Annotated in this window: 11 protein-coding genes and 1 tRNA gene; 4 read left to right on the top strand and 8 right to left on the bottom strand. The window is 67.4% G+C overall.

What is annotated here, in order from left to right:
* Window positions 1-79: 79 nt before the first annotated feature.
* The 5 genes from aldA to PVZ72_RS12425 are packed head-to-tail and all read right to left on the bottom strand — an operon-like array spanning window position 80 to window position 6,199.
* Window positions 80-1,513: an aldehyde dehydrogenase gene (gene aldA / locus PVZ72_RS12445; protein WP_273862049.1), complete on the bottom strand. Its 1,434-nt coding sequence runs from the start codon at window positions 1,511-1,513 to the stop codon at window positions 80-82.
* Between the two features lie 13 nt (window positions 1,514-1,526).
* Window positions 1,527-2,327, bottom strand: a complete 801-nt coding sequence (locus PVZ72_RS12440) for an HpcH/HpaI aldolase/citrate lyase family protein (RefSeq protein WP_273862048.1) — start codon at window positions 2,325-2,327, stop codon at window positions 1,527-1,529.
* Window positions 2,328-2,347: 20 nt separating this feature from the next.
* The gene (locus PVZ72_RS12435) at window positions 2,348-3,682 is read right to left on the bottom strand and encodes an MFS transporter (RefSeq protein WP_187979394.1); all 1,335 of its coding nucleotides are present in this window, start codon (window positions 3,680-3,682) and stop codon (window positions 2,348-2,350) included.
* Between the two features lie 21 nt (window positions 3,683-3,703).
* Window positions 3,704-4,888, bottom strand: a complete 1,185-nt coding sequence (gene rhmD, locus PVZ72_RS12430; RefSeq protein ID WP_133860681.1) for an L-rhamnonate dehydratase — start codon at window positions 4,886-4,888, stop codon at window positions 3,704-3,706.
* A gap of 12 nt (window positions 4,889-4,900) precedes the next feature.
* The gene (locus tag PVZ72_RS12425) at window positions 4,901-6,199 is read right to left on the bottom strand and encodes an MFS transporter (protein ID WP_187979392.1); all 1,299 of its coding nucleotides are present in this window, start codon (window positions 6,197-6,199) and stop codon (window positions 4,901-4,903) included.
* A 178-nt stretch (window positions 6,200-6,377) separates the two neighbouring features.
* Between PVZ72_RS12425 and PVZ72_RS12420 the strand changes: the two genes are divergently transcribed.
* From PVZ72_RS12420 to PVZ72_RS12405, 4 genes are all read left to right on the top strand, one after another.
* Window positions 6,378-7,325, top strand: coding sequence for a LysR family transcriptional regulator (locus tag PVZ72_RS12420; protein WP_133860679.1), 948 nt, complete (start codon window positions 6,378-6,380; stop codon window positions 7,323-7,325).
* A 164-nt stretch (window positions 7,326-7,489) separates the two neighbouring features.
* Window positions 7,490-7,566: transfer RNA gene (locus tag PVZ72_RS12415), tRNA-Asp, on the top strand.
* 155 nt (window positions 7,567-7,721) lie between these two features.
* The gene (locus PVZ72_RS12410) at window positions 7,722-8,297 is read left to right on the top strand and encodes a hypothetical protein (RefSeq protein WP_273862047.1); all 576 of its coding nucleotides are present in this window, start codon (window positions 7,722-7,724) and stop codon (window positions 8,295-8,297) included.
* Between the two features lie 350 nt (window positions 8,298-8,647).
* Window positions 8,648-9,022 (top strand): histone-like nucleoid-structuring protein, MvaT/MvaU family, encoded by a 375-nt coding sequence (locus tag PVZ72_RS12405; protein ID WP_007158514.1) that lies wholly within the window; start codon window positions 8,648-8,650, stop codon window positions 9,020-9,022.
* Between the two features lie 303 nt (window positions 9,023-9,325).
* On the opposite strand, the gene PVZ72_RS12400 is transcribed toward PVZ72_RS12405, so the two are convergent.
* The 3 genes from PVZ72_RS12400 to kdpC all read right to left on the bottom strand — a co-directional run bounded on the left by PVZ72_RS12400 (window position 9,326) and on the right by kdpC (window position 13,250).
* The gene (locus PVZ72_RS12400; RefSeq protein WP_273862046.1) at window positions 9,326-10,015 is read right to left on the bottom strand and encodes a response regulator; all 690 of its coding nucleotides are present in this window, start codon (window positions 10,013-10,015) and stop codon (window positions 9,326-9,328) included.
* 62 nt (window positions 10,016-10,077) lie between these two features.
* Window positions 10,078-12,702 (bottom strand): sensor histidine kinase, encoded by a 2,625-nt coding sequence (locus PVZ72_RS12395; protein WP_273862045.1) that lies wholly within the window; start codon window positions 12,700-12,702, stop codon window positions 10,078-10,080.
* Entirely contained in the window at window positions 12,699-13,250 is a 552-nt protein-coding gene (gene kdpC / locus PVZ72_RS12390) for a potassium-transporting ATPase subunit KdpC (RefSeq protein ID WP_273862044.1), read from the bottom strand. Before kdpC ends, PVZ72_RS12395 begins: the two co-directional genes overlap by 4 nt.
* Window positions 13,251-13,259 lie beyond the last annotated feature (9 nt).

The raw sequence follows: 13,259 nt of genomic DNA, 5'->3' as shown, positions 1-13,259 counted from the left end.
CTGGTCTTGGGTTGCGCCTGTTTCGACCCGCGTTCGCCCGAGAACATTCGAGCGAAGCGGTTGGACCGGGTAGCCAGTCTCAGCCCTGCAGATAGACCACCTGGGTATGGGTGTACTCATAGAGCCCGTGCTTGCCGTCCGCGCCACCGATGCCGGACTTGCGCACCCCGGCGTGGTAGCCCTGCATGGCCTCGAAGTTTTCCCGGTTGATGTAGGTCTCGCCGAAGTCGATCTCGCGCATGGCGTGCATGGCCTTGCCCAGGCTGCGGGTATAGACGGAGGAGGTGAGGCCGTATTCGCAGTCGTTGGCCAGGGCGATGGCCTCGTCGAGATCGTCCACCACCTGGATCGGCAGCACCGGGCCGAAGATTTCTTCGCGCATGATCGGCATGTCCGCGCGACAGTCCGTCAGCACCGTGGGCTGGAAGTGGAAGCCGCGACCCAGGTCGGCGCGACTGCCACCGGTGACCAGGCGGGCGCCCTGACCGAGGGCGACGTCGACCTTGGCCGCCACCTTGTCCAGGCCGGCGGCGTTGATCAGCGGTCCCATCTCCACGCTGGTGTCGGCCTGGGGGTCGCCATAGCGGGTGGCGGCCATGGCGCGGCCGATGCGCTCGATGAAGTCCTCGGCCACCGCGCGTTCCACATAGACCCGCTCGGCGCAGTTGCACACCTGGCCGGTGTTGATGATGCGCGAGTCACGGATCGCCCGGACCGCCAGGTCCAGGTCGGCATCGGCCAGGACGATGGCCGGCGCCTTGCCGCCCAGCTCCAGGTTGAGCTTGGTCAGATTCGGCGAGGCAGCGGCCATGATCCGCGAGCCGGTGCCGACGCTGCCGGTAAAGCTGACCATGTCGATGCCGGCATGGGCACTAAGCTGGCCCCCCACGGCGCCGGCACCGCTGACCAGGTTGAAGACCCCGGGCGGCAGGTCGGTCTCGGCCACCAGGCGGGCGAATTCATGGGCATTGATCGGGGTTTCTTCGCTGGGCTTGATGACGATGGTGTTGCCGGTGAGCAGCGCCGGCGCCAGCTTGCGCGCGATCAGGAAGAAGGGGAAGTTCCAGGGCAGGATGCCGGCCACCACGCCCAGCGGCTTGCGCAGCAGAAAGATCTGCTCGTCGGGTCGGTCGCTGGTGATGATTTCGCCTTCGATGCGCCTTGCCCACTCGGCCATGTAGTCGAGATAGTCGGCGGTAAAATTGACCTCCACCTCGGCCAGGCCATGGACCTTGCCCTGTTCGGCGACAATGGTCCGGGCCAGCCGCGGTGCGTGCTCACGCAGCTTTGCCGCGATGCGCCGCAGGTAGCCGGCGCGCTCGATGGCTGGTTTGCGCGCCCAGGCCTTCTGGGCACGGCGGGCGGCGGCGATGGCCTGGTCGACGTCCTCGCGACTGGACGCCGGTACCCGGGCCAGGGCCTCGCCGGTGGCCGGGTTATGGACGAGAAAGTCCTCGGCGGCCGGCAGGAAGCGGCCATCGATGTAGTTCTGGTAAAGAGGCAGATCGGCCATGGCGGACTCCGGGTCAATAGGTGCGAGAGGGCGCCTGGGGCGCTTCGAGGGGGCGATAGCGGGCCAGGTTGGCCAGCGCCGCCTGGCGGAACAGGCTGATGTCGATGCCGACGGCGACGAACTGGCAACCCCAGTCGCGATAGCGCCGGGCATCGTCTTCCTGGGGCGCCAGGATCCCGGCCACCTTGCCGGCCGCGCGGGTGGCATCGATGGCGGCGCGGATACGTGCCTGCACCTCGGGATGGCCCGGATTGCCGGCATGGCCGAGGCCGCTGGAGAGGTCGGCGGGGCCGACGAAGACGGCGTCCACGCCCTCCACTGCGGCGATCTCGGCGACGTTGTCGCTGCCCAGCCGCGATTCCACCTGGACGATCAGGCACAACTCGGTATGGGCGGTGTGCAGGTAGTCGGGTACCGCGTCCCAGCGGGTGGCGCGGGCCAGCCCGCCGCCAACGCCGCGGATGCCGTGGGGGGGATAGCGCATGGCGCGCACCAGGGCGCGGGCTTGGTCGGCGGTCTCCACCATGGGCACCATCAGCGTCTGCACGCCGATGTCCAGCAACTGCTTGATCAGCACCGCATCGCCGGTCACGCAACGCACCACCGGCGCCGTGGGGTAGGGCGCCACCGCCTGCAACTGGGCGAGGATGCTTGGCACCGTGTTGGGGGCGTGCTCGCCGTCGATCAGCAGCCAGTCGTAGCCGGTGCCGGCGGCGATCTCGGCGGCATAGCCGGTGGCGAAGCCGGCCCAGAGGCCGTAGAGGGTGTCGCTGCCCGTGAGGCGGGCCTTGAAGGGATTGCGAGGCAGATCCATGACGGTCGTCTCCAGGGGAATCAGGAAGGGGTGTCGGGCAGGCGCACCAGCAGCCCATAGCTCAGGGCACCGGCCACCGCGACCGCGGCGGCGATGCCGAGCGCGAGGCCGAAGGAGCCGGTCTGCTGGACGATCATGCCGGTGATGACCGGGGCGAAGGCGCCGCCGAAGTAGCCACCGAAGTTCTGGATGCTGGCCAGCGAGGCCACCTGGTGCGAGGGTACCGCGACGCTCACCAGCGACCAGGTGCCGGCTACCGCCACGTTGAGGCTGAACAGTGCCAGGCTGAAGCAGAGGATGACGCTGCCGATGCCGGTCACCCCGGCGCTGCACAGGGCGAATAATCCGGCCGCCGCCAGACCGCCGCAGATCGGCAGCTTGCGGCTGAAGGCCAGGCTGCGCCCGCTGCGGGTCAGGCGATCCACCAGCAGGCCACCACCGATCACGCCACAGGCACCGGCCAGGAACGGCAGGCTGGCGACCCAGCCGGCCTGGGACAGGGACAGGTGGTGAACCCGCTCCAGGTAGGCCGGCAGCCAGGTCAGGAACAGCGACAGCATGTAGATGATGCCGACGTAGCCGATCACCACGCCCCAGGTCAGGCGGCGGCGGAACAACCCCAGCCAGTCGGCGAAGGTCAGCCGCTGGCCGGCGTCCTGGGGTGGCAGGCCGGCATCCAGGTGCGCCCGCTCCGCGGCGTCCAGCACCACCTGCACCCGGTCGCGATAGCTCAGGTACCAGAGCGCCGCGACGGCAACGCCGAGCACCCCCATGGCGATGAACATCTGCCGCCAGCCCAGCCACAGCAGTAGCGCAGTGAGGATCGGCTGGGAGATCGCCGGCCCCAGCGAGGACGACAGGTTGAAGATGCCGGAGGGCAGGCCGCGCTCGCGCACGTTGAACCACTCGCTGACCACCTTGGCGCCGGCCGGGAATTGCGGCGCCTCGCCGATGCCCAGGCCGATGCGGGCGAGGATCATCAGGTGCAGGCTGCTGAGCAGCCCGAGCACGCCCTGGGCGAGCGACCAGAGGCAGATGCCCAGGCCCAGGGTCAGGCGCGCACCGAAGCGATCCAGCAGACCGCCGATGGGCAACTGGGCGAAGGCATAGGCCCAGGCGAAGGCCGACAGCAGCAGGCCCATCTCGGTCGGCGTATAGCCCAGCTCGCCGCTGATGGTCTGGTTGGCGATGGCCAGGGTGCTGCGGTCGAGGTAGTTGACGAAGCCGGCCAGTACCAGCAGCGCCAGGGCGATCACCTGGATCCGCTTGAGACGAGCGCTCTTGGGTGGCAGCGGCGTCGCCGCGGGACGTGCATCCGCCACGGGTGCCGCCAGGGTGTCTTGGGTCGCTTTCATCCAGCCCTCCTGGGCAACGCCTCAGTGGCGATAGGGACGTTCCAGGGCGCACTCCGGATTGAGGCGCACGCCGAAGCCGGGCCGATCCAGCGCCGAGGCGCGCATGCGGCCCCGCACCGGGACCGGTTCGTCGAGCAACTGCGGATGGAACATGGGCACCACCTCGTCGGCCTTGGGCGCCATCATCAGGAACTCGGCGAAGGGACTGTTGGTGCGGGTGATGACGAAGTGGTAGCTGTAGACGGAGGAGCCATGGGGCACCACCAGGGCGTTGTGGGCATCGGCCAGCGCCGAGATGCGGATCAGCTCGGTGAGGCCGCCGCACCAGCCGACGTCCGGCTGGAGGATGTCGCAGCAACCCATCTCCAGCAGCAGGCGGAAGCCCCAGCGGGTGGCCTCGTGCTCGCCGGTGGTGACCAGCATGCCCTTCGGCACGTTGCGCCTGAGTTCGGCATAGCCCCAGTAGTCATCCGGCGGCAGCGCCTCCTCGATCCACTTGAGGCCGTACTGCTGGGCGCCCTGGGCCAGGCGGGTGGCGTAGTTGAGGTCCAGGCTCATCCAGCAGTCGAGCATCAGCCAGAAGTCGTCGCCGACCCGCTCGCGCATGGTCGCCAGGGCCTCGAGATTCTTGCGCAGGCCTTCCTCGCCCTCGGCCGGGCCATGCTGCAGCGGCAGCTTGCCGCCGATGAAGCCCATCTCCTTGGCCAGATCCGGACGGGCGCCGGTGGCGTAGAACTGCAATTCGTCGCGCACGGCGCCGCCGAGCAACTGGTGCACCGGTTCCTGGCGCAGCTTGCCGAGCAGGTCCCAGAGCGCGAGATCCACCCCGGAGATGGTGTTGAGCACGATGCCCTTGCGCCCGTAATAGAGGGTGGAGAGGTACATCTGGTCCCAGATTTTTTCCAGGTCGGTGACCTTGGCGCCCTCCAGGAAGCGTGCCAGGTGCCGCTCGACGATGAAGGCACCCAGCTCGCCACCGGTGGTGACGGCGAAGCCCACGGTGCCGTCGCTGGCCTCGACTTCCACCACCAGGGTGCCCAGCACATTGATGCCGAAGCTGCGGCGGCTCTGCCGGTATTCCGGGTACTTGGCCATGGGCGTGGCGATGTGGTCGTCGATCCAGTGGCCGTCGCCCTGGTCGTGATAGTCGGCGCCACCGCCGCGAAGGGTGTAGGCGCGCACCTGCTTGATGGTGGGTAGGGTCATGGCGAAGCTCCCTTAATGACTGGGCGTGAGCTGGGGTTGGGGATCGGCGTGGTCGCGGCGGCGCAGGCCGAGGATCAGGGCGGCGGCCACCAGGGTGGTGCCGGCGAGCAGATAGAGGCCGGCGCCGGGATGGGCGAAGGTCACCTCGGCCCAGCGCTTGGCCAGGGGCGCGATGAAGCCGCCGATGGCGCCACAGGTATTGATCAGGGCGATGCCGCCCGCGGCGGCGCTGCCGCGCAACTGGTCGGACGGAAAGGTCCAGAACAGCGGCTGCACCGCGATGAAGCCGGCGGCGGCGAAGCACAGGGCGAGCAGCGCATAGAGCGGCGAGAAGGTCACCGAGGCGGCGATGCCCAGGCCGGAAATGGCCAGGGTGGCGGCGGCGGTGCGACGGCGTTCGCCGGTGCGATCCGACCAGCTGGGGATTAGCCAGGCGGCGAGCAGGGCGCAGACCCAGGGAATCGCCGAGACTAGGCCGACCAGCAGCCCGACCTTCTGCCCGAGCAGCCCGGCCACCTGGGTCGGCAGGTAGAAGACCACGCCATAGACGCTGGCCTGGATCAGCAGGTAGATGCTGCACAGCAGGAGGATGCGCGGCTGACCGAGCAGGCGCAGCAGTCCGCCCTGATGCGGCTTGGCGGCGTCCTCGGCGTCCAGCGCCTGTTGCAGCGCCTGCTTTTCCGCGTCGCTCAGCCAGCGGGCATCGCGCGGCCGATTGTCCAGGTAGAACCAGGCCCAGACACCGACCAGGCTGGCCAGCACCCCTTCGACCAGGAACATCCACTGCCAGCCCCGCAGACCACCGAGCCCGTCGAATTCCAGCAGCAGGCCCGATAGCGGACTGCCGAAGATGAAGGCCAGGGGCGCGCCGAAGTAGAAGAAGCCCAGTGCCCGGGCGCGATAGCGCGAGGGGAACCAGTAGGTGAGGTAGAGGATGACGCCGGGGAAGAAGCCGGCTTCGGCCACCCCGAGCAGGAAGCGCAGCACATAGAAGGCCGTCGCCGTGTGGGCGAACATCATGGCGGCGGAGATCAGGCCCCAGCTCACCATGATCCGGCACATCCACAGCCGGGCACCGACGCGGTGCATGATCAGATTGCTGGGAATCTCGAGAAAGGCGTAGCCGACGAAGAAGACCCCGGCGCCAAAGGCGAAGGCCGCGTCTGAGATGCCGGTATCGGCCTGAAAGGCGACCTTGGCGAAACCCACGTTGGCCCGGTCGAGAAAGGCCATGACGTACATCAGCAGCAGGAAGGGCAGCAGGCGCCGGGTGACCTTGGCGACCAGCCCCGGTGACAGGGTGGTGTGCATGGCGATCTCTCTTGTTGTTGTGATTCGGCCACGGCTCAAGGTAGTCGCAGTTGCAATGCCTGGATAATCGCTTTTTGTTTAGGACCGATACCCTTAAGGTATCGGTATGCCTCACCCGCCTGGCCAGAGCCGTCGAGCCCGGCTGGACGCCTCCGCTCGCGCCTCCAGGATGCTGCCGATGAACGCTTCCCCCCATGCCCGTGCGCTGTTCGGCCGGCTGCGCTACAAGCACCTGCTGATGCTGGTGACCCTGGCCGGGACCCGCAATCTGCACCGTGCTGCCGAAGCCCTGCACATGTCGCAGCCGGCCACCACGCGCATGCTGCAGGACGTGGAGGAGGCCTTTGGCTGCGTGCTGTTCGAGCGTCAGGCGCGGGGCCTGACGCCCACGGCGCTGGGCGTGGAGATCATCGAATTCGCCCGCCGCGCCCTCAATGGCCTGGATCGCTGCGCCGAAGACCTCGATGCACGTCGCTCCGGCGGTTATGGGCATCTGGCGGTGGGGGCCATCATGGGTGCCTTGCCCGATCTGGTGGTGCGCGCCATCGCCGCGAGCAAGGCGCGCCAACCCGGCCTGCAGTTGCGTATCCTCGGCGACACCAGCGACCAGCTCACCGAACTGCTCGAACAGGAGCGGATCGATGTGGCCATCGCCCGTTTCACCCAGCCGGCCGACCTCGGTCGCTTCACCTTCGAGCCGCTGGGCAACGAGCACCTGGCGGTGGTGGTGCGCACCGGACATCCCCTGACCGATCGCGCGCCACCCGATCTGGCCGAGCTGGTGGCGGACTGGCCCTGGATCCTGCAACCCGAAGCCAGTCCGGCCCGGGTGGCGCTGGAGGCGGCCTTCGCCCGGCGCCAGTTGCCACCCCCGGCCGATGTCATCGAATGCGGCTCGGTGTTCGCCATGCTGCAGCTGGTACAGATCACCGACGCCATCCTGGTGCTGACCGAGGCGGTGGTGCGCGATCACCTGCGTACCGGACTGCTGGTCTCGCTCGACCTGGAAATCACCGAACCCCTGACACCCTTCGGGATCCTGTTGCGCACCGGCCAGGTACCCAGCGCGGCGCTGGAGGGCTTTCTCGGCCTGCTCAGACGCCAGGCCGCGGGCACCCCTGTCTGAGCGCCGCCCTGACGTGCGCCGCCGCCCTTGCATGGCGAGAAATATTTTCGCTGGCCCTGTTGTTTCTTCCCTGATAAATCAGTATCTTAGCGGCCGCTGGTGCAGAGAACCCCGCTGAACAGGTTCTCGCTAGGTACCAGCGGGATGCCGCAAGGCTTCCATGCGCAGCGGTAGTTCAGTCGGTTAGAATACCGGCCTGTCACGCCGGGGGTCGCGGGTTCGAGTCCCGTCCGCTGCGCCACATACCTCTCGCGAGCTCTGCCTCGCGGGTAACGAAAGAAGCGGCCCTCGAGGCCGCTTTTTTTCGTCCTGCATTTTTGTCGCCACGTCTTGCCGCCGGGAAACCCCAACGCTTCGGTAGCCTCCAATGGCTATCATCGATGCGCGGGAGTGGCCATGAAGATCGCCTGTCTGGGTTGGGGTTCATTGATCTGGAAGGCGGCGGAGTTGCCGGTCGCCTCGGATTGGTTCGCCGACGGACCCTGGTTGCCCATCGAATTCGCCCGGGAGGGCGACAGCGGCGAGTTGGCCACGGTCATCTGCGAGGGCGTGGCCGAGGTCCAGGTGCTCTGGTCCTATCTGGCGGTCGACACTCTGGATAAGGCACGCGACGCCTTGCGCGAGCGCGAAGGGGTACCGCGGGAGCAACCCGAGTGTATCGGCAGCTGGCCAAGCGGCCCGCACTCGCCGTTCCAGCAGCGCATCGCCGCCTGGGCGGCGGGGCAGGGTGTCGACGCCGTGGTCTGGACCGCTTTGCCGCCGCGCAGCGGCGGCCTCAATCAGCGCATGCCCACGGTGGAGCAGGCGCTGGACTACCTGCGCAAACTCGACCACGAGCGGCAGGCGCATGCGCGCGACTATATCCGCCGGACGCCGGTAGCCATAGACACCGAATACCGGCGAGTAATAGCCCGGACGTTCAACTGGCCGCCCATGATCGAGGCGCAACCCGATCTGGATGCATCCGCCTGAGGGGCATGCCAGAGCGCTTTGCGAAGTCAAAACCTGCAAGTTTCACCAACTTCTGGATGATTATGCAGTTGAACTGAGGGTTTGTTTTCAGTTGGCAACGCTTCGATGGATTCGGTTACTGCCAGATTACTTGCGAAAATGCCTATCAAGACCTTGTTGGCGCCAATTCTCCGGCTTGGCTTAAGGTTTTCTTAATATTCAAACTTGCCGTCGCAAGAAGTGGCCGCTATTTTTTTAAAAGGATTACGTGTCGCTGGCATCCGAGGCGTCAATCCTTTATCTTCGCCTGCAACTTTCGCTCGCGGGCGAAGTTTCCATTAGCCTTTTTCAGATTGTTGCCAGGAGTGCCCATGTCCCGTCTCGCCGAATTCCGTGCTGCCGAAGAGCAACTTCGTGCCCAACTTCAACTGCTCGAAGATCTCAAGCAAGACAGTTCCCTGCAGAAAGAAATCGAATTCGAAAGTAAGCTCCAGGCGCTGATGGATGAATATCACATGAATCTGGGTGATATCATCGGCATTCTGGATCCCAACGCTGCCCCCAAGCACAAGGCGCAGACGCCGCATCCGGAAAAGCCGGCTGGCAAGCGTCGTCCGCGCAGCACCAAGCGTTATCAGCATCCCAAGACTGGCGAAATCATCGAAACCAAGGGCGGCAACCACAAGTTGCTCAAAGCCTGGAAAGCCGAACACGGCGCCGATACCGTGGAAGGCTGGCTACAGTAACGTCTTGCCTGGATTTCGGTCGGTAGCTGCGCAAGGCAGACCTATCGACCGGAATCCTTTTTCCGCCGCTGCAATCTCGGCGCGTCCCGCAATTCCGCCACGTTCAAGCCCATACCAGGGACGATGGTCTTCCTGGTGTAGCTCTAACTGCAGCTACCATTGCATTCATCATATCTTTTAATTCCCTGCGCATTTTCAAGCGAGGCCAAGGCAAGCCGCTTTATGCGGACGGTGAAGGACCGGGTAATGATGGGGGAGGTGGCTTATTTCCGCACTGGGCGAGCGGCATTCAGCCCAGGCCGGCTAACCTGCGACCCGCAGGCGATAACCCACGCCCGGTTCCGTGACAATATAGCGCGGCGCCAGCGGATCATCCGCCAACTTCTGCCGGAGATGGCCAATTACGATGCGCAGATAATGACTGTCTTGCGCATGGGTCGGGCCCCAGATATCGATCAGCAATTGCCGCTGGGTCACCACCCGTCCCGGATGGTGGGCGAGGGCGGCCAGCACGGCGTACTCCTTGCGCGTCAAAGCCACTTCGCTGCCACCCAGAACGACCCGCCGATAGGCGAAATCAACTTTCAGATCGCCCACCTCCAGCGCCGCGACCTGCTGGGTCGCCGTGGTCGGGGTCTGCCGCAGCAGGGCGCGACTGCGGGCCAGGAATTCCTGGATACCGAAGGGCTTGGTCACGTAGTCGTTGGCGCCGGCATCCAGGGCGCGCACCTTCTCGCGCTCGTCCGCCCGCACCGACAGCACCAGCACCGGCACCGCGGACCATTCGCGCAGGTCGACCAGCACCTCCTGGCCATCGCGATCGGGCAGGCCCAGGTCGAGGATGACCAGGTCCGGCTGGCTCAGCGCCGCCTGGGCCAGGCCCTCGGTGCCGGTGGCGGCTTCGCTGACCTGGTAGCCCTGGGCCGCGAGGCTGATGCGCAGGAATTTGCGGATCTGGGGTTCGTCGTCGATGACGAGGACGTGAGCGGGCATCTGAGCGGGTTCCACACGAGAAGGCGTCATCATAGCCGCTGCGATTGCCGGGTGGCCTGGCCTTATTCGGCCGGAGGAGCGGGCAGTGGCAGGTGCATGCGCAGCGTGGTGCCGCGACCATCGAGGCCGTCTTCCACGCTGACTCGTCCGCCATGGGCGCCGACCATGCCCTGGCAGATCGCCAGCCCCAGACCGGTTCCCTGCCCACCCCGGTCGCCGCGGGCGGCGGTATAGAACATGTCGAAGATCCGCGTGCGATCCTCGGGCGGAATGCCCGGGCCTTCGTCGGCCACGGCCAGCTGCAGTTCATTGCCCTGGCGCAGCACGCTGATTTCCAGCCGGCCGCCGGGTACGGAGAAGCGGATGGCGTTCTCCAGCACATTGACCAGCGCCTGTTCGATCAGCGCCGGATGAACCCAGAGCAGCGGCAGGCCCGGCTCGATCCGGGTGGCTACCTGCAGTCCGCTCAGCAGCGGCTGCAGGCGCTGCATGGCGCTGGCGAGGATGTCGCCGGGGTCGACCCAGTCCCGCGCCAGCTGCAGGCTGCCATGGCCCAGGCGGGTCATGTCGAGCAGATTCTGGATATAGCGATCGAGGCGTTCGGCCTCCTGGCGGGTGGCGTCCAGCAACTCCTGGCGATCGCTGGCCGGAATCGCGTCGCCCAGGGTCGCCAGGGCATCGATGGAGCCGCGCATCACCGTCAGCGGCGTGCGCAGGTCATGGGACACCGAGGCGAGCAGGGCGCTGCGCAGCTGTTCGGTCTCGCCATGCAGGCGCGCGGCTTCGAGATCCTCGCTGAGGCGCACCCGTGCCAGGGCCTGGGCCAGCGGCTGCGCCAGGCTGGCCAGCTGGCGCCGCTCGGCGTGGTCCAGGGGCTGGGCATCGTCACGCCGTACGCCCAATACGGCCAGGCTGCCGCCCTCGCCGAGCAGCGGCCACCACCACCAGCCACCGGAGGGCAGGGTGTCGGTGCCGCAGCCGGCCGGCTTTTCCTGCTTCCAGGCCCATTCGGCGGCGATGCGTTCGTGGTCGGCCAGGAGCAGGTCGCCCGGTTGGGGCACCAGTTGCCCCGCCTTTTCCGGCAGCAGCAGGCAGATGTGGCGCGTCGCATCCCCTAATTGCTTGAGGGTGACGCTGACCACCGCCTGGCGATCGCTGGCGGCGCTCAGCTGGCGGGTGAAGTCCAGCAGCGCCAGGGTCTCGCGCTGGGTGCGGCGCAGTGCCTGCAGCTGGCGCCGCTGGCGGGCGGCCAAGTCACCGGTGAGCAGGGCCATCAGCAGGAAGAAGGCCAGGGTGAGAACGTCCTGCTCGCGGTTGATGGTCAGCGAGAAGGCCGGCGGGATAAACAGGAAATCGTAGGCGAGAAAGCCCAGCAGGGCACAGAACAGCGCCGGACCGCGGCTGCTGCGTACCGCCACCAGCAGGACGGCGGCAAGAAAGATCAGCGAGATATTGGGCAGTTCCAGCAGCCCGGACAGGCCCTCGGCGATGACCGCGGCCACGGCGGTGGCCAGGACGGCGGCGCCATAGGGACCGGGCCTGAGCGCCCGGCGTGGCCGGGCGGCGGGCGGCGCGTCGCGATCCAGATCAAGGATGGCGATCTCCAGCCCCTGGGCCAGGCGCAGCAGGCGACTGGCCAGACGGCGTCGCAGGCTGAAGCCGCGCGGGCGGCCGCGACCGATCAGCAGCACGCTGGCGCGCTGGTCGCGGGCATGGCGGACCAGGGCGCGGGCCGGATCGCTGTCTCTCAGGGTCAGCACCTCACCCCCCAGGCGTTCGGCCAGGCGTTGACTGGCCTGGAGGTTGGCGCGGGCGGTATCGTCCAGCGGCTGGCCGGTATCGACATGGACCAGGGTCCAGGGCAGGTGGCGCTGGTCGGCGAGGCGGCTGGCATGGCGCACTAGGCGCTCCGCCGAAGGCGCGGTGCCGGCGCCGACGATGAGGCGCCCCAGCAGTGGTGGCGCGGCCTGGCCCTGCTGGCGGTATCTCAGGGCGAGCGCCGAGTCCACCTGGGCCGCGGCGGTGCGCATGGCCAGTTCGCGCAGGGCGGTCAGATTGGTCTGGCTGAAAAAGGCATCGATGGCCGCGCGCGCCTGCTCGGGCACATAGACCTTGCCCTCGCGCAGCCGCTCCAGCAACTCCCGGGGTGGCAGGTCGATGAGCACCAGGTCATCGGCGTCGAGCAGCACCTGGTCGGGCACCGTCTCGCGCACCTGGACGCCGGTGATGTCGCGTACCTCGTCGTTGAGACTTTCCAGGTGCTGGACGTTGACCGTGGTATAGACGTGGATGCCGGCGGCAAGCAGGTCTTCGACATCCTGCCAGCGCTTGGCATGGCGACTGCCGGGGGCGTTGCTGTGGGCGAGTTCGTCGACCAGCACCAGTTCCGGCGGGTCGGCCAGCAGGCCTTCCAGATCCAGTTCGGTAAGCTTGAGGCCGCGGTGCTCGACCCGCCGCAACGGCTGCTGTGGCAAGCCGGCGAGGAGGGCAGCGGTCTCCCTCCGCCCATGGGTTTCGACGATCCCGGCGCGCACCCGGCGGCCCTGGCGCAGGGCGGTCTGTGCCGCCTGCAGCATGGCGTAGGTCTTGCCTACGCCAGGCGCCGCCCCCAGGAAGACCTTGAGGCGTCCACGGCCTTCGCGGTGTTCGGCGAGCAGCGCCTCGGCGCGCCCGGTGCTGTCGGTCATGGAGCCAGTTCCGCCAGGGCCAGATTGAGAAGCAGGACATTAACCGTTGCCGGGCCGAAGCGCGAGGTGTGCGTCTGCTCGCTCACCAGGGCGTCCAGCCGCTCCGGTGGGAGACCTCGCGCGGCGGCGATACGGGCGATCTGATAGCGGGCGCCGGCCGGGGTGAGGTCCGGATCGAGGCCGCTGGCGGAGGTGGTCACCAGTTCCTGGGGCACCGGGCCCTGGTCGGCCACCTGCACGTCGGGCAGCGCCTTCTCGATCCGTTCGCGCAGCCCCGGCGCCGATTGGGCCAGGTTGCTGGCGCTGCTGGAGACGGTGGCGTAGTCGCCTGCCGAGGGGCGCGGCTGGAACCACTCGGGGCCGGTGAATTTCTGGGCGATCAGGCGTGAGCCGACCACGCTGCCGTTGGCGCGGTGGAGCAGGCTGCCGCCCGCCTGGTCGGCGAACAGCGCCTGGCCGAGCACCGTCACCAGCAGCGGGTAGGCGCCCCCGGTCAGGGCGCCGAGCAGCAGCAGCATCAACACGGCGGAACGCAATTGTATGAGCATGGCGGTTTC

The organism is Pseudomonas sp. LA5, assembly GCF_028640825.1.
Classification (GTDB): domain Bacteria; phylum Pseudomonadota; class Gammaproteobacteria; order Pseudomonadales; family Pseudomonadaceae; genus Chryseomonas; species Chryseomonas aestiva.
Note: the sequence above shows the minus strand (reverse complement) of the source record. Positions and strands in the feature narration are given on the sequence as shown.

What these genes read in the sequence shown, in the direction of transcription:
- PVZ72_RS12405 (WP_007158514.1), top strand. Translation starts at nt 8,648, where the DNA reads ATGTCCCGTCTCGCCGAATTCCGTGCTGCCGAAGAGCAACTTCGTGCC.
- rhmD (WP_133860681.1), bottom strand. Translation starts at nt 4,888, where the DNA reads ATGACCCTACCCACCATCAAGCAGGTGCGCGCCTACACCCTTCGCGGC.
- PVZ72_RS12400 (WP_273862046.1), bottom strand. Translation starts at nt 10,015, where the DNA reads ATGCCCGCTCACGTCCTCGTCATCGACGACGAACCCCAGATCCGCAAA.
- kdpC (WP_273862044.1), bottom strand. Translation starts at nt 13,250, where the DNA reads ATGCTCATACAATTGCGTTCCGCCGTGTTGATGCTGCTGCTGCTCGGC.
- PVZ72_RS12440 (WP_273862048.1), bottom strand. Translation starts at nt 2,327, where the DNA reads ATGGATCTGCCTCGCAATCCCTTCAAGGCCCGCCTCACGGGCAGCGAC.
- PVZ72_RS12395 (WP_273862045.1), bottom strand. Translation starts at nt 12,702, where the DNA reads ATGACCGACAGCACCGGGCGCGCCGAGGCGCTGCTCGCCGAACACCGC.
- PVZ72_RS12420 (WP_133860679.1), top strand. Translation starts at nt 6,378, where the DNA reads ATGAACGCTTCCCCCCATGCCCGTGCGCTGTTCGGCCGGCTGCGCTAC.
- PVZ72_RS12435 (WP_187979394.1), bottom strand. Translation starts at nt 3,682, where the DNA reads ATGAAAGCGACCCAAGACACCCTGGCGGCACCCGTGGCGGATGCACGT.
- PVZ72_RS12410 (WP_273862047.1), top strand. Translation starts at nt 7,722, where the DNA reads ATGAAGATCGCCTGTCTGGGTTGGGGTTCATTGATCTGGAAGGCGGCG.
- PVZ72_RS12425 (WP_187979392.1), bottom strand. Translation starts at nt 6,199, where the DNA reads ATGCACACCACCCTGTCACCGGGGCTGGTCGCCAAGGTCACCCGGCGC.
- aldA (WP_273862049.1), bottom strand. Translation starts at nt 1,513, where the DNA reads ATGGCCGATCTGCCTCTTTACCAGAACTACATCGATGGCCGCTTCCTG.